General features: G+C 53.0%; 13 protein-coding genes and 1 pseudogene. 11 read left to right on the forward strand and 3 right to left on the reverse strand.

Going from position 1 to position 19,612, the window contains the following annotated elements:
* Position 1: 1 nt before the first annotated feature.
* The 3 genes and pseudogenes from cydD to ACZRKO_RS03350 form a co-directional block, all read right to left on the reverse strand.
* On the reverse strand, positions 2 to 1,768 hold the full coding sequence (cydD, locus tag ACZRKO_RS03340; RefSeq protein ID WP_463735837.1) for a heme ABC transporter permease/ATP-binding protein CydD: 1,767 nt from the start codon (positions 1,766 to 1,768) through the stop codon (positions 2 to 4).
* Between the two features lie 294 nt (positions 1,769 to 2,062).
* Positions 2,063 to 3,031, reverse strand: coding sequence for a thioredoxin-disulfide reductase (gene trxB, locus ACZRKO_RS03345; RefSeq protein ID WP_463735838.1), 969 nt, complete (start codon positions 3,029 to 3,031; stop codon positions 2,063 to 2,065).
* Positions 3,032 to 3,228: 197 nt separating this feature from the next.
* Positions 3,229 to 3,462 (reverse strand): annotated as a pseudogene (locus tag ACZRKO_RS03350) (hypothetical protein); the annotation flags it as partial.
* Between the two features lie 305 nt (positions 3,463 to 3,767).
* On the opposite strand from ACZRKO_RS03350, the gene lrp reads away from it, so the two are divergent.
* The 11 genes from lrp to napF all read left to right on the forward strand — a co-directional run bounded on the left by lrp (position 3,768) and on the right by napF (position 19,488).
* Positions 3,768 to 4,262: a leucine-responsive transcriptional regulator Lrp gene (lrp, locus tag ACZRKO_RS03355; protein WP_013574775.1), complete on the forward strand. Its 495-nt coding sequence runs from the start codon at positions 3,768 to 3,770 to the stop codon at positions 4,260 to 4,262.
* A gap of 121 nt (positions 4,263 to 4,383) precedes the next feature.
* Positions 4,384 to 7,845, forward strand: a complete 3,462-nt coding sequence (locus ACZRKO_RS03360) for a DNA translocase FtsK 4TM domain-containing protein (RefSeq protein ID WP_463735839.1) — start codon at positions 4,384 to 4,386, stop codon at positions 7,843 to 7,845.
* Between the two features lie 279 nt (positions 7,846 to 8,124).
* Positions 8,125 to 8,736 carry an outer membrane lipoprotein periplasmic chaperone LolA gene (gene lolA, locus ACZRKO_RS03365; RefSeq protein ID WP_463735840.1) on the forward strand — a complete coding sequence of 204 codons (612 nt, stop codon included), beginning with the start codon at positions 8,125 to 8,127 and terminating at the stop codon, positions 8,734 to 8,736.
* 7 nt (positions 8,737 to 8,743) lie between these two features.
* Entirely contained in the window at positions 8,744 to 10,087 is a 1,344-nt protein-coding gene (locus ACZRKO_RS03370) for a replication-associated recombination protein A (RefSeq protein WP_463735841.1), read from the forward strand.
* A gap of 106 nt (positions 10,088 to 10,193) precedes the next feature.
* Positions 10,194 to 11,486, forward strand: a complete 1,293-nt coding sequence (serS, locus tag ACZRKO_RS03375) for a serine--tRNA ligase (RefSeq protein WP_463735842.1) — start codon at positions 10,194 to 10,196, stop codon at positions 11,484 to 11,486.
* A 290-nt stretch (positions 11,487 to 11,776) separates the two neighbouring features.
* Positions 11,777 to 14,230, forward strand: coding sequence for a selenate/tellurate reductase subunit YnfE (gene ynfE, locus ACZRKO_RS03380; protein ID WP_463735843.1), 2,454 nt, complete (start codon positions 11,777 to 11,779; stop codon positions 14,228 to 14,230).
* A 96-nt stretch (positions 14,231 to 14,326) separates the two neighbouring features.
* Complete coding sequence (dmsA, locus tag ACZRKO_RS03385; protein ID WP_463735844.1) at positions 14,327 to 16,774, forward strand: dimethylsulfoxide reductase subunit A; 2,448 nt, start codon at positions 14,327 to 14,329, stop codon at positions 16,772 to 16,774.
* Positions 16,775 to 16,785: 11 nt separating this feature from the next.
* Complete coding sequence (locus ACZRKO_RS03390; protein WP_463735845.1) at positions 16,786 to 17,403, forward strand: DMSO/selenate family reductase complex B subunit; 618 nt, start codon at positions 16,786 to 16,788, stop codon at positions 17,401 to 17,403.
* A 1-nt stretch (position 17,404) separates the two neighbouring features.
* Positions 17,405 to 18,262, forward strand: a complete 858-nt coding sequence (locus ACZRKO_RS03395) for a DmsC/YnfH family molybdoenzyme membrane anchor subunit (RefSeq protein ID WP_463735846.1) — start codon at positions 17,405 to 17,407, stop codon at positions 18,260 to 18,262.
* A 57-nt stretch (positions 18,263 to 18,319) separates the two neighbouring features.
* Entirely contained in the window at positions 18,320 to 18,928 is a 609-nt protein-coding gene (gene dmsD, locus ACZRKO_RS03400; RefSeq protein WP_463735847.1) for a Tat proofreading chaperone DmsD, read from the forward strand.
* Positions 18,928 to 19,488, forward strand: a complete 561-nt coding sequence (gene napF / locus ACZRKO_RS03405) for a ferredoxin-type protein NapF (protein ID WP_463735848.1) — start codon at positions 18,928 to 18,930, stop codon at positions 19,486 to 19,488. The genes dmsD and napF overlap by 1 nt, the downstream gene beginning before the upstream one ends.
* Positions 19,489 to 19,612: the final 124 nt, after the last annotated feature.

The following is a 19,612-nucleotide window of genomic DNA, read 5'->3' on the forward strand; positions in this document are numbered from 1 at the left end:
GTTACAGCTCCTGACTGCGCTGGGCCAGCAAGCGGGAGAACGCACCGCCCTGACCGGCTAATTGCTGATAGCTGCCCTGTTCGATCAACTGGCCTTTGCCCATCACCCAGACTACATCGTAGTGTTCCGTATCTTCTAACTGATGGGTGACGAGAAGGGTGGTCTGCGACCTTGAAGCGTCAGTCAGCGCCTGCATCACGCGTTTCTCACTGTGTGCATCCAGACTGGCGGTCGGTTCATCCAGCAGCAATAGCTGACAGGGAGAAAGTAGGGCGCGGGCCACGGCGACACGCTGTGCCTGGCCAACAGACAGGCGGGCGGCGCTGTCGCCCAGTTCGGTATCCAGACCTTGCGGAAGCAGAGCTAAAAATTCACTGACATAGGCGCGCTCGATAGCGGTCTGAAGCTGTTCCTCACTGGCATCAGGTTGGTTCAACAAGATGTTGGCGCGCAACGTTTGCTCAGGCAGGTGCGGATTTTGTCCCACCCAGCCAAGCTGCTGACGCCAGTCCTGGCGGCGGATCTCCCGCAATTCAAGCCCACCTGCCTGCAGCGAACCCTGGTAGGGCAAAAAGCCCAGCAGTGCGTTCAGCAGCGAGCTTTTTCCGGCGCCGCTCAGCCCGACAATGGCGACGCGGGCACCTGCGGGTAAATCAAAATTGAGCGGGCCGGCCAGCGTTTTGCCATCCGGGGAGAGAATGACCAGATCCCTTGCAACCAGTGAAAGTGGTGTTTTACTGCTCCAAGGTTGTGTGCCTTCGCCCTGAGTTTCCACTTCGGTAGTGAGGAATGTTAGCAGGCTCTCTGCGGCGCCCACGGCTTGTGCTTTGGCATGATAGAACGCGCCAAGGTCACGCAGCGGCTGGAAAAATTCCGGTGCAAGAATCAGCACCAGGAAACCGGCGAAAAGCGTGACCGGCGTGCCGTAGCTGCCGAAATTCAATTCGCCCAGATAGGAGAACCCAAAATAGACAGCGACAACGGCAATGGAGAGCGAGGCAAAGAATTCCAGTACGGCGGACGATAAAAAGGCCAGACGCAGGACGTCCATGGTTCTGGCACGGAAGTTCTCGGTTGAGCGGGTGATCTGGTCGGTTTCAGCCTGTGCACGGTGGAACAGGCGCAGGGTATCAAGGCCGCGCAGGCTGTCGAGAAAATTACCGCTCAGGCGGGCGAGGGCGGTAAAGTTGCGGCGGTTGGCGTCCGCAGCCCCCATTCCCACGAGCGCCATAAAAATGGGGATCAGCGGCGCAGTGACCAGCAGGATCATGCCCGCCGCCCAGTTGATCGGGAAAATACTCACCAGAATCAACAGCGGGATGATCCCCGCCAGAGCGATTTGCGGCAGATAGCGTCCGTAGTAGTCCTGCATCTCCTCGATTTGTTCAAGAATGATGGTAGCCCAACTTCCCGCTGGTTTACCCTGAATCCATGCTGGTCCGAGCTTCTCCAGCCGGTCGAGCACCAGTCTGCGCATCTCCTGACGAATGATTTTGCCGCAGATAAAACCGACCTGTTCACGTAGCCAGGTTACGACGGCGCGCAGAATAAACGTCAGCGCCAGCAGCAGAAAACTTTGCAGCAGGGCTTCGCGCGGCGTGTGTTGGATAATCAGGCTGTGGAGGAGACCGGCCATGAGCCAGGCTTGAGCAAGGATCAACAAACCCGCAAGTAAACCGAGCATCATTGACAGGCGTATCCAGCCTTTAGCCCGTGAGCTTTGTTGCTTTAACCAGCGGATCAGTTCTTGTTGTCGTGTTTTATTCATCAGGCAATCAGTCTGCGCAGCAATACAGAAATCACTGTGGATATTTCTGCATAGGGTGACATGCGGGCTGGCGGGGAAATCAGAAGGATGCTGAAGAAGCCCGATCGCAGATCGCATGATCCAAAAAAGCGCCGCAGTGACGGCGCTATCAGCCGTTGTGTTCCGAGCTGAGTCGAAAGCCCGCTCATGTTACATGTTCAAAGTAAGACTGAAAACATTATCTATTTTTATAAAAAAATAAGGCGACTATTCAGCCGCCTTATAGGTTATCGCGTGTACTACCGATGGGAATGATCAGACCGTGGCCGGTTTTATCAGGCCGTCCAGATAACGTTCAGCATCCAGCGCGGCCATACAACCGGTACCGGCCGATGTGATGGCCTGACGGTAGATATGGTCCATCACATCGCCTGCTGCGAAGACGCCCGGAATACTGGTCTGAGTTGCATTACCATGAATGCCTGACTGCACTTTGATATAGCCGTTTTCCAGCGCCAGCTGACCGTCAAAGATTGCGGTGTTCGGGCTGTGGCCGATAGCAATAAACACACCGGCAACGTCCAGCTTGCTCAGTTCATCGGTACGGGCATCACGCAGATTTGCACCGGTAACGCCCATCGGGTCGCCCAGAACTTCGTCGAGTGTTTTATGGGTATGCAGAACAATGTTGCCGTTTTTGGCTTTTTCGTTCAGACGATCAATCAGAATTTTTTCTGCGCGGAAGCTGTCGCGACGGTGGATCAGGTGCACTTCTTCAGCGATGTTCGCCAGATAAAGCGCCTCTTCGACGGCGGTATTACCCCCACCGACCACGGCGACTTTCTGGTTGCGATAGAAGAAACCGTCACATGTAGCACAGGCGGAAACGCCTTTGCCTTTGAACGCCTCTTCAGATGGCAAGCCGATATAACGTGCGGAAGCCCCGGTGGCGATGATTAACGCATCGCAGGTGTACTCTTCGCTGTCGCCAAAAAGGCGGAATGGACGGTTTTGCAAATCGACTTTGTTGATATGGTCGAAAATGATTTCGGTATTAAATTTTGCCGCATGCTCGTGCATACGTTCCATCAGAGCTGGGCCAGTCAGGCCTTCCGGATCACCCGGCCAGTTTTCAACCTCGGTCGTGGTGGTCAGCTGACCGCCTTTTTCCATGCCGGTGATGAGCACCGGATTGAGGTTGGCGCGGGCAGCATAAACTGCTGCGGTATAACCGGCAGGGCCTGAGCCTAAAATCAATAATTTACTGTGTTTAACCGTACTCATGAGCAATTCATCTCCGTGATGGGGACTAGCAATGAACCGATTGTAGGGAAAACCGCGCCGTAAAAAAAGTAAACTCAGATGTTGTTAGCGATTTGTCTGATAGTTTTTGCTTTTAAATCCGCGTAGAACAGAACCGCTGCCAGCCATTAAGGCGGGTAACTAATTGATGGGCAGAGGAATATGAGCCTGTAGGTTGGTTATTTCTGGTTCGAATTTTTTCGGACATGTGACGTTTTCAAGCTAAATCCCGGCTTCTTGCAGGGTTTATCGTGGAAAAGTCTGCTAATTGTTTTGTTATTGTGGGTCGTAGAAAGATAGCTAAAAAGGATGTCGTGTCTTTTCAATCTGGCACGTTCTTCTGATTTTGCTTCTTTTACTTTGACAATCCGCTGTGCATTTGCGAAAACATCTGGGGACGAAGAAATTAATCGCCTGCCTGTGACTTGAAATTACACGATCAGCTGCTACCTGACTCGTTCGGGATTATGCATCGCTGGTTTTTTCTTGCGCAGGATTTAGTGAAAGCAGCTGGCGCTATGCAAGCTATTAATTTCACAGCGTTATTTTTTCTCGGTATCAGGTCACTGAACGCGTTTTCTTTCGACAGGGGACGAATGCGTTCATACAGGGTGCTAAAACCTATAACAATCGGGTCTTCGCTTGGGACAAACCCTGACACATTGAAGTTGGCTAGGGTATGGCAGGTGCAGGGAAGGACAGCAGAGAGATAATAATAATGGTAGACAACAAAAAACGTCCGGGAAAAGATCTCGATCGTATTGACCGTAACATCCTCAACGAATTGCAAAAGGATGGCCGGATTTCAAACGTCGAGCTTTCCAAACGTGTGGGATTATCACCAACGCCGTGCCTGGAGCGCGTTCGTCGTTTAGAACGTCAGGGCTTCATCAACGGTTATACTGCGTTGCTCAATCCACATTATCTGGATGCGTCGCTGCTGGTGTTTGTTGAAATAACACTCAACCGTGGTGCACCGGATGTATTTGAGCAATTCAATGCTGCAGTACAAAAACTTGAAGATATTCAGGAGTGTCATTTGGTTTCCGGGGATTTCGACTATTTGTTGAAAACCCGCGTACCTGATATGTCCGCTTACCGTAAGTTGTTAGGAGAGACGTTACTTCGTCTGCCGGGCGTCAACGACACCCGCACCTATGTGGTGATGGAAGAAGTAAAACAAACTAACCGACTGGTCATTAAGACCCGGTAAAGGTTCAGGTGCAAAACCTTATAAAGTTAGCTACACTCCTGTGTATCTATACAGCTCTGGCGCCGAGGCCCGTTCTCGGCGCTGTTGCTTTTTCAGCCCACAGGAACCTGGAGAGCCTTTCTTGAGCCAGGAATATACAGAAGATAAAGACGTTACCTTGAAGAAACTAAGCAGTAGCCGCCGTGTACTGGAGGCTGTGCTGGTTGTGGTAGCCGTTTTCGCCGCGTACCTTATCGCGGCCTTGGTGAGTTTTAACCCGTCAGATCCAAGCTGGTCGCAAACTGCTTGGCATGGACCTATCCATAATTGGGGTGGTGGTGTTGGGGCCTGGATGGCCGATACGTTATTCTTCGTTTTTGGCGTATTAGCTTACGCTATTCCACCTATCATGCTTAGCCTGTGCTGGGCGGCGTTTCGCCAGCGTGATAATCAGGATCACGTCGATTATTTTTCATTATCGCTGCGCCTTATCGGGACGCTGGCGCTCATTCTCACGTCTTGTGGATTAGCCGCGTTTAACATTGATGATCTGTATTACTTCGCCTCCGGTGGTGTGATCGGCAGTTTGTTGGGTACGGCTATGACGCCGTGGTTTAACAATGTCGGTGCTACCATGGTGCTGCTTTGCGTCTGGGCGGCGGGTTTAACGCTGTTTACAGGCTGGTCTTGGCTGACTATTGCAGAGAAAATTGGTGGTGCAGTTCTGGGTGTGACCACCTTTATGACCAACCGTTCCCGCCGTGATGACGAGGAAGAGTATTACGACGATCGCCACGAGCAGGATGTTCATGACGCGCAGGACGATCCGCTGCTTGATAGCGATTATGTCCCTTCTGAAGCTGCACGTGCGGCAGCAGTAGCCACTGCCAACGCCGCCATGACGCCAGCCCTTGCTCAGGCCGCTGCTGAAGACGACGACGTGCTGTTCTCTGCACCGTCCCTGCATGAACCCTCTCCTCAGGCCGCGCCTATTCAGCCAGCAGTGGCTAGCGCAGAGCCAGCTCCGGCAGAGATCTCGCAGCCCGCCGCGCCGCTCCATATTCCTGCGCCGGATGCGACAATTGCACCTCCGCCGCCGTTATACAGCTTTGAAATTCCACAAGAAACACCAGCGCCTCAGCAACCTGCGCCGCATTCCGAATATGATCAGGGTGAGCCGCGACTGGGTAACTGGAGTGCGGCGGCCAATCCGGCCTCTGAGCGTTCGCCATTTGATTTCAGTACCGCACAGCGTGACAGCAGCGATGTGAACAGCGTTGCGGCTACGGCGGCACTGGCAACTGGGCTTGCACAGGCCGGGCAGTCCGCGGCGGGAGCCACCACTACCTTTATGCCTGCGTTCAGCGCAGTCAGTGATGGTAATTCTCAAATCAAAAAAGGTGTAGGACCTGAGTTACCTCGTCCGAATCCGGTACGTATTCCAACTCGCCGCGAGCTGGCATCGTACGGCATCAAGCTGCCTTCTCAGCGAATGGCTGAGCAGCAGGAGCAGGAGAATGCGCAGCAGCAGACCGCTGACACTTCTGCCGATGCTATTAATAATGTTCAGGGCGATGACGATCAGGCCTTGCAGGAAGCGGCACTGCGTCAACAGTTTGCTCAGCAGCAGAGCCATCGTTATGGCCAAGAGCATCAGGCCACTGAGCAGGATGAAGAAGCGGCACTGGAGGAAGCGGCGTTGAGTCAGGCCTTTGCTGCCCGCGAGCAGAACCGCTATCAGCAGGACGCAGAGGAGCCGATGGATTCTGTGCCTTACCAGGAACGTGCACTCTCGCCTGCGCCGGTTTCATTTCCTGCGTCAGAGGCTGTTGCTGCGGCGGCAATGAATATCAGTACGCATGATGCCTTCACGTTCTCGCCGATGGCAGATTTGGTAGATGACACGCCTTCAGAGCCGTTATTTACCCTCTCACCGCAGAAAGAAGATGAGCCAGAGGCTCCTGCTTTCGGCCAGTCAGCGCACCGTCCTGTTCACGCGCCGGTCGAGCCTATTGAGCAGTATGAAGCGCCGCAGCAGTCACAGGCAGCGCATCAACCAAATATGGATAGCCTGATCCACCCGTTCCTGATGCGCAATGAACAACCGTTGGTGAAGCCAACGACACCGTTGCCGTCACTGGATTTACTGACGTCTCCGCCGGTGGAATCTGAGCCGGTCGACGAGTTTGCTCTGGAACAGATGGGCAATCTGATTGAGGCCCGCCTCAACGACTACCGTATTAAAGCAGATGTTGTGGGCCGTCAGCCGGGGCCGGTGATCACCCGTTTTGAACTGGATCTGGCACCAGGAGTGAAAGCCGCACGTATCTCTAACCTCTCGCGCGACCTTGCCCGTTCTTTATCGGCGGTAGCGGTGCGTGTAGTCGAGGTGATACCGGGTAAGCCTTACGTTGGTCTGGAATTACCTAACAAGAAGCGTCAGACCGTATATCTGCGGGAAGTGCTGGATTGCGCCAAGTTTAAGGACAGTCCTTCACCATTGACGATTGTGCTGGGTAAAGATATTTCCGGTGAGCCAGTGATAGCCGATCTGGCCAAAATGCCGCACTTACTGGTGGCCGGTACTACCGGTTCCGGTAAGTCTGTCGGCGTGAACGCCATGATCCTCAGCATGCTTTACAAAGCAACGCCGGAGGAAGTGCGTTTCATCATGATCGACCCGAAAATGCTCGAGTTGTCCGTGTATGAAGGTATTCCGCATTTGCTGACCGAAGTGGTTACCGATATGAAAGATGCGGCCAATGCGCTGCGCTGGTGTGTCGGAGAAATGGAACGTCGCTATAAGCTGATGTCGGCACTCGGTGTGCGTAACCTTGCGGGCTATAACGAACGTGTTGAACAGGCGGAAGCCATGGGACGTCCAATCCCCGATCCGTTCTGGAAGCCAGGCGATGGTATGGCCGCTGAGCCGCCGTTCCTTGGAAAAGAGCCGTTTATCGTGGTACTGGTGGACGAATTCGCTGACTTGATGATGACGGTAGGTAAAAAGGTCGAAGAGTTGATTGCCCGTCTGGCACAGAAAGCGCGTGCAGCAGGTATCCACTTAGTTCTGGCAACTCAGCGTCCGTCGGTTGACGTTATCACCGGTCTCATTAAAGCCAACATTCCGACCCGAATTGCCTTTACGGTTTCGAGCAAAATTGACTCACGCACTATTCTTGATCAAGGCGGCGCGGAATCTCTGCTGGGTATGGGTGACATGCTTTATATGGCGCCTAACTCTTCGATTCCGGTGCGTGTCCACGGTGCGTTCGTACGTGACCAGGAAGTGCATGCGGTCGTTCAGGACTGGAAAGCCCGCGGTCGTCCTAAATATATCGAAAGCATCATCTCTGGTGGTGAAGACGGTGAGGGCGGCGGTCTGGGTCTTGATAGTGATGAAGAGCTGGATGCCCTGTTTGATCAGGCTGTGGCCTTTGTAGTGGATAAACGCCGGGCTTCAATTTCCGGTGTACAGCGTCAGTTCCGTATCGGTTACAACCGCGCGGCACGTATCGTTGAGCAAATGGAAGCGCAGGGCATTGTCAGTGCGCCGGGCCATAACGGTAACCGTGAAGTGCTGGCTCCGCCCTCACACGAATAAATCTTTTCGAAATGAATATCCAAACTCATTCGGGCTGGATCAAGGCGGTAACTAATGGCCCTCAGTGAGCTTACAAAAGTAAGTGAGCGGGGGGCTGAAGGCAACCAACACAGGCAGTTTGAATGAGAAAGGGTATTTGCAAAGATGCGTAAAACAAGCGTTTTTCAGATGATTGAGCTACCGCTGGCACGCTGCCTCGGATAGAGTTCGCACCCTACGTCTTTTGCCTGTGTGAAAGGCATCGTCTGAAATTTATGGATTTCTGAGGCAAGTATAATAATGAAAAAATTGTTAGTAGTAGGCTGTTTACTGACTGCGTTTACTTCGGCTTCCGTGATGGCTGACGCCAGCAGTGATCTTAAATCCCGCCTGGGTAAACTGAATACATTCCATGCAAGTTTTACCCAAACCGTTACCAGTGATGACGGTGCTGCGGTGCAGCAAGGTGAAGGCGAACTGTGGGTCAAGCGACCAAATCTGTTCAACTGGCATATGACCTCACCGGATGAAAGTATTCTGGTGTCTGACGGTAAAACCCTGTGGTTCTATAACCCTTTTGTCGAACAAGTCACGGCGACCTGGCTGAAAAATGCCACCGGTAACACGCCATTTATGCTGATCACCCGTAACGACAGCAGTGACTGGTCGAAGTACAACATTAAACAGAAAGGCGATGATTTTGAATTAACGCCGAAAACGGCCGCCGGTAATCTGAAACAGTTTGCAATTAACGTTACGCCAACCGGTACCATCAAAAGCTTCACTGCGGTTGAGCAGGATGGTCAGAAAAGTGCATACAGCCTGAAAGGTCAGCAGAATACCTCGGTTGATGATGCCAAATTCAAATTTACACCGCCGAAAGGTGTGACGGTGGACGACCAGCGTCAGTGAGGTTCCTTTGAGTAATCTGTCACTCGATTTTTCCCACAATGAGTTCCAGCCACTGGCCGCAAGAATGCGGCCAGTTTCTCTTGCGCAGTATATTGGGCAGCAGCATCTGCTGGCACCGGGTAAACCTCTGCCGCGGGCAATTGAAGCCGGTCAGCTGCACTCGATGATCCTCTGGGGACCGCCTGGGACGGGAAAAACGACGCTGGCAGAACTGATCGGGCGTTATGCTAATGCGGATGTTGAGCGCATTTCGGCCGTGACGTCGGGAATTAAAGAGATCCGAGAAGCCATTGAGCGTGCACGGCAAAATCGTGATGCGGGCAGACGCACAATCCTGTTTGTGGATGAAGTGCACCGCTTCAACAAGAGCCAGCAGGATGCCTTTCTGCCGCACATCGAAGATGGCACTATCACGTTTATTGGCGCCACCACTGAAAATCCCTCATTCGAACTCAATTCCGCACTGCTGTCCCGTGCCCGCGTTTATTTGCTCAAATCTCTGACCGCTGAAGACATCGAGAAAGTGATTGACCAGGCGCTGACTAATAAAGAACGTGGTTACGCCGATCAAAAAATTGTGGTGCCGGATGAGACGCGCCGCATGCTGGGTGAACTGGTTAACGGTGATGCCCGCCGAGCGCTGAATAGCATTGAAATGATGGCCGATATGGCTGAAATCGATGCAAAAGGGGTCAGAACATTAACGCCGGAGTTACTCAAAGAGATCTCCGGTGAACGCAGTGCGCGTTTCGATAACAAAGGTGATCGCTATTACGACCTGATTTCTGCGTTGCATAAATCGGTGCGCGGTTCTTCTCCGGACGCGGCCTTATACTGGTATGCGAGGATCATTACTGCCGGTGGGGATCCGTTGTATGTCGCGCGCCGTCTGCTGGCGATCGCTTCCGAAGATGTCGGCAACGCCGATCCCCGGGGTATGCAGGTCGCCATCTCGGCCTGGGACTGCTTCACCCGTGTTGGTCCGGCAGAAGGCGAGCGGGCGATTGCGCAGGCGATCGTTTATCTGGCCTGTGCGCCAAAAAGTAATGCCGTCTATACCGCTTTCAAAGCCGCCATGCGCGATGCCAGAGAGCAGGCAGATTACGATGTTCCTGAACATCTGCGTAATGCGCCCACCAAGCTCATGAAAGAGATGGGGCTGGGGGCAGAATACCGTTATGCCCATGATGAGCCCAATGCTTATGCCGCCGGTGAGAACTATTTCCCGCCGCAAATGGCGAAAACTCAGTACTATTATCCTTCATCTCGTGGGCTGGAAGGCAAGATCGGCGAAAAGCTGGCATGGCTGACTGAACAAGATCAAAATAGCCCGACAAAACGCTACCGCTAATTTTGCTCTTGCGGTAAGGTTACTTCTGATAACTCTTTGACATGCTACCTGTTCAGGTGGCGTGCTTCATCTATTTCACAATCAAAACGACACGTACAGGATTAGCATGCTCGATCCCAATCTACTGCGTAATGAGCTAGACGCAGTTGCAGAAAAACTCGCTCGCAGAGGTTTTAAACTCGATGTGGAAACGCTGCGTTCCCAAGAAGAACGCCGCAAAGTCTTGCAGGTAGAAACGGAAACTCTTCAGGCTGAACGCAATGCACGATCGAAAACTATCGGTCAGGCTAAAGCCCGTGGCGAAGACATCGAACCCCTGCGTCAGGAAGTGAATACGCTGGGTGAGAGACTGGATGCGGCGAAGGCCGAGCTGGATGCGTTGCAAAATGAAATCCGCAACATTGCATCTGCTATTCCGAATTTGCCGGATGACTCCGTTCCTGCCGGTAAAGACGAAAATGATAACCTGGAAGTCAGCCGCTGGGGTACGCCTCATCAGTATGAATTCGAGGTACGCGATCATGTTTCACTGGGTGAAATGTCCGGTGGTCTGGATTTCGCTGCCGCCGTCAAACTGACCGGTTCGCGTTTCGTTGTGATGAAAGGACAAGTTGCCCGTATGCACCGTGCTTTGTCACAGTTCATGCTGGATCTGCACACCGAGCAGCACGGTTATCTCGAAACCTATGTGCCGTATCTGGTCAACCATGATTCATTGTACGGTACCGGCCAGTTGCCGAAATTTGGTGAAGATTTATTCCACACCAAGCCGCTGGATGAAGAAGTGGACAGCAGCAACTATGCGTTGATTCCCACCTCAGAAGTACCACTGACTAACCTCGTGCGTGACGAAATTCTTGAAGAAGAGTCTCTGCCGCTGAAAATGACTGCCCATACGCCATGCTTCCGTTCTGAAGCAGGTTCTTATGGCCGTGATACCCGTGGTTTGATCCGCATGCACCAGTTCGACAAAGTCGAGATGGTACAGATTGTTCGCCCTGAAGATTCCATGGAGGCGTTGGAAGAGCTGACCGGTCATGCCGAGAAAGTGCTTCAGTTGCTGAACCTGCCATATCGTAAAATGTTGTTGTGCACCGGCGACATGGGCTTTGGTTCGACTAAAACCTACGATCTGGAAGTGTGGTTGCCTGCGCAGGACACTTACCGCGAAATCTCCTCATGTTCAAACATGGGTGATTTCCAGGCGCGCCGTATGCAGGCACGTTGCCGCAGCAAAACTGAGAAGAAACCGCGTCTGGTTCATACTCTGAACGGATCTGGTCTGGCTGTAGGCCGTACTCTGGTGGCTGTGTTGGAGAACTACCAACAGGCAGACGGACGTATTGAAGTACCGGCAGTATTGCGCCCTTATATGGGTGGCTTAGAATATATCGGCTAAGGCCGTTATGTATTTTATAATATAGCGAAAAGGCGCCTGCGGGCGCTTTTTTTATGTGTAAAATAGTGCGCTACACGACGAATCTACCGATCTTCTTCCCTCAATCCCTCCTTTTTTGATAGCAAACAAAGTTTCCTACCCCTTGGTGAGTAATATCCATGCATTCTGAGTGGGTAGAAATATACTCCAGCCAACGTGCTGTCCCGGCCCGCTCAACTCTTCGTCAAGCCCTATGGTCATCGGCCTTGTTACCGGTGCAACAACGGCGGAGCAACTTAGCGGAGCGTAAAATGTCGGAAAACAAACCAGAAAACGCCAAAGTAAGAAGTGGTATCAGCCGCCGCACATTAATGAAAACCTCCTCGCTGGCAGGGTTAGCCATCGCTGCCGGTGGCGTTTCTTTGCCTTTCAGTCGCAAAGTCCTTGCCGACGCAGTGACACCACAGCCCATAAGCAGCGAAGAGAGCGTGGTCTGGGGTGCTTGTTCCGTTAACTGTGGCAGTCGTTGTGCCTTACGTCTGCATGTTCGCGATAACGAAGTGTACTGGGTGGAGACGGATAATACCGGCCATGATGAATACGGCGATCATCAGGTGCGCGCCTGCCTGCGCGGGCGTTCAATCCGCCGACGCATGAATCATCCTGAGCGACTCAACTATCCGATGAAACGGGTGGGTAAGCGCGGTGAAGGCAAATTCAAACGCATCAGCTGGGAAGAGGCTTTCGATGAGATTGCCAATAACCTAAAGCGTATTGTCGCGAAATATGGCAATGAAGCGGTGTATATCAATTACACCTCAGGCGTGGTGGGGGGAAATATTACCCGCTCTTCGCCGTACGCCTCACTGGTTGCGCGTCTGATGAACTGCTACGGCGGGTTCCTCAGTCATTACGGCACCTACAGCACCGCACAAATCAGCTGCGCCATGCCTTATACCTACGGCAGCAACGATCGCAACAGCACCTCGGATATCGAAAACAGCAAGCTGGTCGTCCTGTTTGGTAATAACCCGGCAGAAACCCGCATGAGCGGCGGCGGGATAACCTATTACCTCGAGCAGGCCCGGGAACGCTCTAACGCCCGCATGATCGTGATTGACCCACGTTATACCGATACGGCGGCCGGGCGTGAAGATGAGTGGATCCCAATCCGCCCCGGCACTGACGCCGCGCTGGTCGCGGGGCTCGCGCATGTGTTGATCACTGAGAATTTAGTCGATCAACCCTTCCTGGATACCTACTGCATCGGCTATGACGAGAAAACACAGCCAGCCGGAGCACCGGCAAACGGGCATTACAAAGCCTACATACTCGGACAGGGTGACGATGCTACCGCCAAGACGCCGCAGTGGGCTTCGCATATCACCGGCATCCCAGTTGACCGCATCATTAAACTGGCGCGTGAAATAGGTCAGGCAAAACCCGCCTGTATCTCACAGGGATGGGGACCGCAGCGTCAGGCCAACGGTGAACTGACTTCACGGGCGATAGCTATGCTGCCCATTCTCACCGGGAATGTGGGTATTAATGGCGGAAACAGTGGCGCACGGGAGTCGACTTATACCATCACCATCGAGCGTATGCCGGTGCTGACTAATCCGGTTAAAACGCAAATCTCTTGTTTCAGTTGGACCGACGCTATCGTTCGCGGTCCGGAAATGACTGCAAAAAAAGACGGTGTACGCGGAAAAGACAAGTTGGACGTGCCGATCAAATTCATCTGGAATTACGCCGGTAACACCATCACCAATCAGCATTCGGATATCAACAGAACCCACGACATCCTGCAGGACGATTCACAGTGCGAGATGATCGTGGTGCTGGAAAACTTCATGACCGCCTCGGCGAAATACGCCGACATTCTGCTGCCTGACCTGATGACAACCGAGCAGGAAGATATTATCCCCAACGATTACGCCGGGAATATGGGGTATCTGATTTTCATTCAGCCTGCGACCACCGCTAAATTCGAGCGTAAAGGCATTTACGAAATGATGAGCGAAGTCGCCCGTCGTCTCGGACCTGACGTTTATCAAAAGTTCACCGAAAACCGCACCCAGCGGCAGTGGTTGCAGTACCTGTACGCCAAAATGCTGGTGAAAGACCCTGCCCTTCCGGCTTATGAAGAGCTGCGGCAGATGGGGATTTATAAGCGTAAAGACCCGGAGGGGCATTATGTGGCTTACAAAAAATTCCGTCAGGCCCCGCAAGCCCACCCGCTAAAAACGCCATCTGGAAAAATAGAAATTTACTCCACGGCGTTAGCTGAGATCGCAGCGCAATGGGATCTGGAAAAAGACGAAACCATCAGTCCGTTACCTGTTTACGCCTCAACGTTCGAAGGCTGGGATGACCCTCTGCGCAGCCAGTATCCGTTGCAGATGTTTGGTTTTCACTACAAAGCTCGTACGCACTCGACTTACGGAAATATCGATATTTTACAGGCTGCCTGCCGCCAGGAAGTGTGGATCAATCCGCTGGACGCACAGAGTCGTGGTATTTCCAATGGCGACAAAGTGAAAGTGTTTAACGGCCGCGGTGAACTGCGCGTTGCGGCCAAAGTGACGCCGCGGATCATGCCCGGCGTGGTGGCCATGGGGCAGGGAGCCTGGCATCAGGCGGATATGAAGGGAGATCGCATTGACCACGGTGCTTGTATGAACACACTGACCACTCAACGTGCCTCACCGCTGGCGAAAGGGAATCCGCAACATACCAATCTGATTCAGATAGAAAAAGTCTAGTCGAGGCCGCGGACGCAAAGATCCGCTTCCCGCAAAAGTAGCCGTTTATTTTTACCCCTACACCGTTTTTATGAGGGGATATCGAGGAGCACGAGAATGTCGATTAAGAAGCAAGGAAAATCAGCATCAGGAGAGGGGATCAGTCGCCGCACGCTGATGAAAAGCTCCGCTTTGGTTGGGCTGGCAGCGGCAGCGGGAGGCGTATCTTTGCCTTTTCGTCATGCACTGGCGACAGAAACGGTATCAGCCAGCAAACTGGCCAATGAGAAGGTGGTCTGGAGTGCCTGTACGGTCAACTGCGGTAGCCGCTGTCCGCTGAGAATGCATGTCGTGGACGGTGAAATCCGGTATGTCGAAACCGATAATACCGGTGATGATAACTATGAGGGTTTGCATCAGGTCCGTGCCTGTCTGCGCGGACGCTCCATGCGCCGCCGTGTCTACAATCCTGACCGTCTGAAATATCCGATGAAGCGCGTTGGCGCCCGCGGTGAAGGTAAATTTAAACGTATCAGCTGGGAGGAGGCTTTCGACACTCTTGCCGATAGCATGAAAGATATCATCAGTAAATACGGTAACGAAGCCATCTATCTGAATTACGGCACCGGAACGCTGGGCGGGACCATGAGCCGTTCATGGCCGCCAGGTTCAACCCTTATTGCGCGCCTGATGAACTGCTGCGGCGGTTATCTCAACCACTACGGAGATTACAGTTCTGCGCAAATCGCCGAAGGACTGAATTATACCTATGGCGGCTGGGCCGACGGTAACAGCCCGTCGGATATCGAGAATAGTAAGCTGGTAGTACTGTTTGGCAACAACCCCGGTGAAACGCGCATGAGCGGTGGCGGTGTGACGTACTACGTCGAACAGGCGCGGCAGAAATCCAATGCGCGCATGATCATTATCGACCCGCGTTATACCGATACAGGGGCCGGCCGTGAAGATGAATGGTTGCCGATCCGTCCCGGCACGGATGCGGCACTGGCAGCCGCGCTGGCGTATGTGATGATCAGTGAAAATCTGGTGGATCAGCTATTCCTCGATAAATATTGCGTCGGGTATGACGAGAAAACAATGCCCGCGGGTGCACCTGAAAATGGTCATTACAAGGCTTACATTCTGGGTGTTGGCCCCGATGGTATGGCCAAAACTCCGCAGTGGGCATCTAAAATTACCGGTATTTCGGCAGATAAAATCGTCAGACTTGGCCGGGAAATCGGTCAGGCAAAACCGGCCTTTATTTCGCAGGGCTGGGGACCGCAGCGCCATGCCAACGGTGAAATTGCCACCCGCGCCATTGCTATGCTGGCAATTCTGACCGGTAACGTGGGCATTAACGGCGGCAACTCAGGTGCCCGTGAAGGCTCTTACAGCCTGCCGTTTGTGCGCATGCCGACCTTCGAGAATCCGGTCCAGACCAGTATTTCTATGTTCATGTGGACCGATGCGATTGTCCGCGCCACGGAAATGACCGCTACCAAAGACGGTGTGCGTGGGAAGGATAAACTGGATGTTCCAATCAAGTTTATCTGGAACTATGCTGGTAACTGCCTGATTAACCAACATTCCGATATCAACCGTACTCACGATATTCTACAGGATGACAAGCAGTGCGAGATGATTGTTGTGATCGACAACCACATGACGTCTTCAGCGAAATATGCCGATATCGTCCTGCCTGACTGTACCGCTTCCGAGCAGATGGACTTCTGTCTGGATGCCTCGGCGGGCAATATGTCTTACGTCATTTTTGCCGATCAGGTCATCAAACCGCGCTTCGAGTGCAAAAATATTTATGAGATGACCAGCGAACTGGCGAAGCGGATGGGCGTGGAGCAGAAATTCACCGAGGGCCGCACTCAGGAAGAGTGGATGCGCCATCTGTATCAGCAATCCATGCAGGCGATCCCGACACTGCCTGACTTCGATACTTTCCGCCAGCAGGGTATTTTCAAGCAACGTGACCCGCAGGGGCATCATGTTGCCTACAAAGCTTTCCGTCAGGATCCTCAGGCGAATCCGTTGAAAACGGCCTCCGGCAAAATTGAAATCTACTCTGCTGAGCTGGCTGATATCGCCGCGAAATGGCAGCTGGAAAAGGATGATGTCATTGATCCGCTACCGGTTTATGCCGCTGGCTTTGAAAACTACGATGACCCGCTTGCCAGCCGTTATCCGTTGCAAATGACGGGATTCCACTACAAAGCGCGCACTCACTCTACCTACGGCAATGTCGATGTCCTTAAGGCCGCGTGTCGGCAGGAAATGTGGATGAACCCGCTCGACGCCAGCGCACGTGGCATTGCCAACGGCGATATGATCCGCATCTTTAACGATCGCGGTGAAGTGCATATTGCAGCCAAGGTCACACCGCGCATGATGCCGGGCGTGGTCGCGTTGGGGGAGGGGGCCTGGTACTCACCCGACAGTAACAAAATCGACCGTGCCGGCAGCATTAATGTCCTGACCTCTCAGCGGCCTTCCCCTTTGGCGAAAGGTAACCCTTCTCATACCAACCTTGTGCAAGTGGCGAAGGTTTAAAGGAATAACTTATGACAACCCAATATGGTTTTTATATTGATTCGAGCCGCTGCACCGGTTGTAAGACCTGCGAACTGGCGTGCAAAGACTTCAAAAATCTGACACCCGACGTCAGTTTCCGCCGCATCTACGAATACGCCGGGGGCGACTGGCAGCAGGATGGTGACGGCTGGCATCAGAATGTCTTTGCCTACTATCTTTCGATTGCCTGCAACCACTGCGAGGATCCGGCCTGCACCAAAGTGTGTCCGAGCGGCGCGATGCACAAACGTGATGATGGCTTTGTGGTGGTTAACGAAGATATCTGCATCGGCTGTCGTTATTGCCATATGGCCTGTCCGTATGGCGCGCCGCAATACAACGCCGCGAAAGGCCACATGACTAAATGTGACGGCTGCTATGAACGCGTTGCGGATGGCAAGAAACCTATTTGTGTAGAGTCTTGTCCGCTGCGTGCGCTGGATATGGCACCGATCGAAGAGCTGCGGGCGAAATATGGCACGCTGGCGCAGGTCGCACCGCTTCCGGGTACGCAGTTCACTAAACCCAATATTGTCATTAAACCCAATGCGAATTGCCGTCCGGTAGGCGATACCACTGGATATCTGGCTAACCCGAAGGAGGTTTGAGATGGGAAACGGATGGCATGAATGGCCTTTAATGGTTTTTACCGTTCTTGGGCAGTGCGTGGTGGGCGGTTTTATCGTTTTAGCACTGACGCTGATGGGAAAACGCAGTCAGGAAGAGACTCGACGTATTCATCTGTCGATGTTTTTCCTGTGGGTGCTGATGGCGATTGCGTTTATCGCCTCGGTGTTGCACCTCGGTTCTCCGCTCAGGGCATTTAATTCACTGAATCGTTTGGGTGCCTCGCCGCTGAGCAATGAAATCGGCAGCGGTTCACTGTTCTTTGCGCTGGGCGGCATTTACTGGCTGCTGGCTGTGCTGAACAAAATGCCGCAGGCGCTGGGTAAAGTTTGGCTGGTAATCACCCTGTTAGCGGGTGCGGGCTTTGTCTATGCCATGTGTCGCGTATATGAAATCGATACCGTGCCGACCTGGGATAACAGCTATACCGCCCTGAACTTTGGTCTGACGGTACTGATTGGTGGCCCACTGCTCGGCGCATTGCTGTTGCGTATGGCCAATATTCAGGGCTGTTCACTGCGCCTGTTGCCTATGATCAGCATGGCTGCGCTGGTAGTTAGCATGGCAGCCGTCGTGATGCAGAGTGCCAGTCTGGCGTCTATCAGCAGTTCAGTTCAGGCCGCTTCTGATTTGATTCCTCAATACGGTGCATTGTCCGTATGGCGCCTGGTGCTGGTCGTGGTGGGTCTCGGTTGCTGGATTTGCCCGCTGATACTGCGCAAGCGTCCTGCACTGGCTTCACTCATTTTGGGCTTCGTGCTGGTGTTCGCTGGTGAGCTGATTGGCCGCGCCGTTTTCTACGGTCTGCATATGACCGTGGGTATGGCGATCGGCAGTTAATCTTTTTCTATCCGCGCATTGTTTAGTCGCAATGCGCGTTTTCAGGACGCGTTATTTATGTCAGCAGATACCATCGCCGCCACCGGCAAAGTCTTAGGCACTCTCTTGTATTTTCCGCCAGATTCAGAGCAAGCAAAGCCACTTTTTCAATGGTTACAGACTCACACGTGGATGCCCGAATGGCCCTATGGCGGGACCGAACGTTTGCAGCAGATTGTAAACTGCATTGCCAGTGAAGCAGCGTCTGTTGAGTCTGACGAAGAGGCTTTCCAGCGTCTGTTCGTCGGCCCTTATGCATTGCCAGCACCTCCCTGGGGATCGGTTTATCTGGACCGCGAAAGTGTGTTGTTTGGCGAATCAACCTTGAACTTGCGCGACTGGATGCGTCTGCACGGTATTGAACCCCACAAGGTACAGGCCGAGCCTGAGGATCACATCGGCTTGATGCTGATGATGTCTGCCTGGCTGGCCGAGAATTCTCCGGAACTCCTTGCTGAGTTTTTAGCTATGCATCTGTTTCCATGGGCATTCCGTTATCTCACATTGCTTGAACAGGGGGCAGACCATCCTGTCTATCAGGGTATAGCCCGGTTAACGCAAGTGACGTTGGAAGGGTGGCAGCAACAATGCGAATTTGCAGTTATTGAGCATGAGTTATATCGCTGATGAGTGACTCCCGCGATTCCGGTTATTACCGAGCCTGGATGAGTTCGCGTACGGTCAGCCGCCGCGGGCTCTTTCGCGGTTTGTTTGCACCGGGACAACGTGCAATACAGAGCGGACTTGAAGGAGGCCTATTACGACGGCGGGTCGCCCGTCCACCGCAGGCAGTTGCTGAGCTGCTGTTCTTACAAGCCTGCGATGGCTGTGGAGCCTGCCGCGATGCTTGTCCGGTGGGGGTTATCGCGCTGGATAACGGCAAAGCGCGGATGAATATTGAATATGCTGAATGTAATTTTTGCAGTGAATGCACTGCGAGTTGTCAGAGTGGGGCACTGAGCCTCACTCAGTCCATGGATACAGGCCTGCGGCCGGTGATTTCCGGGCAATGCCTGGGACGATTAGATGACCTGTGTCGGATGTGCGAAATTGCGTGTCCGCGCACGGCAATATTTTTTAATCAACAGAATCAACCCTCGGTGGATAATACGCAGTGTAACGGCTGTGGGAAATGCAAACTCGTTTGTTATCATGGTGATATTAATTTGTCATTAATAGGCACCTGACATTGCTTGTCGTGATTGATGAGCGATTTGAATCATCGAACTGCAGTTCGTGCTTACGCCGGTTTTCGCCTGATTGACTTTTAATTCACCGGTGGCATGATGCGCGCAATTTCTTCGCATTTGT

The organism is Ewingella sp. C233 (genome assembly GCF_055407225.1).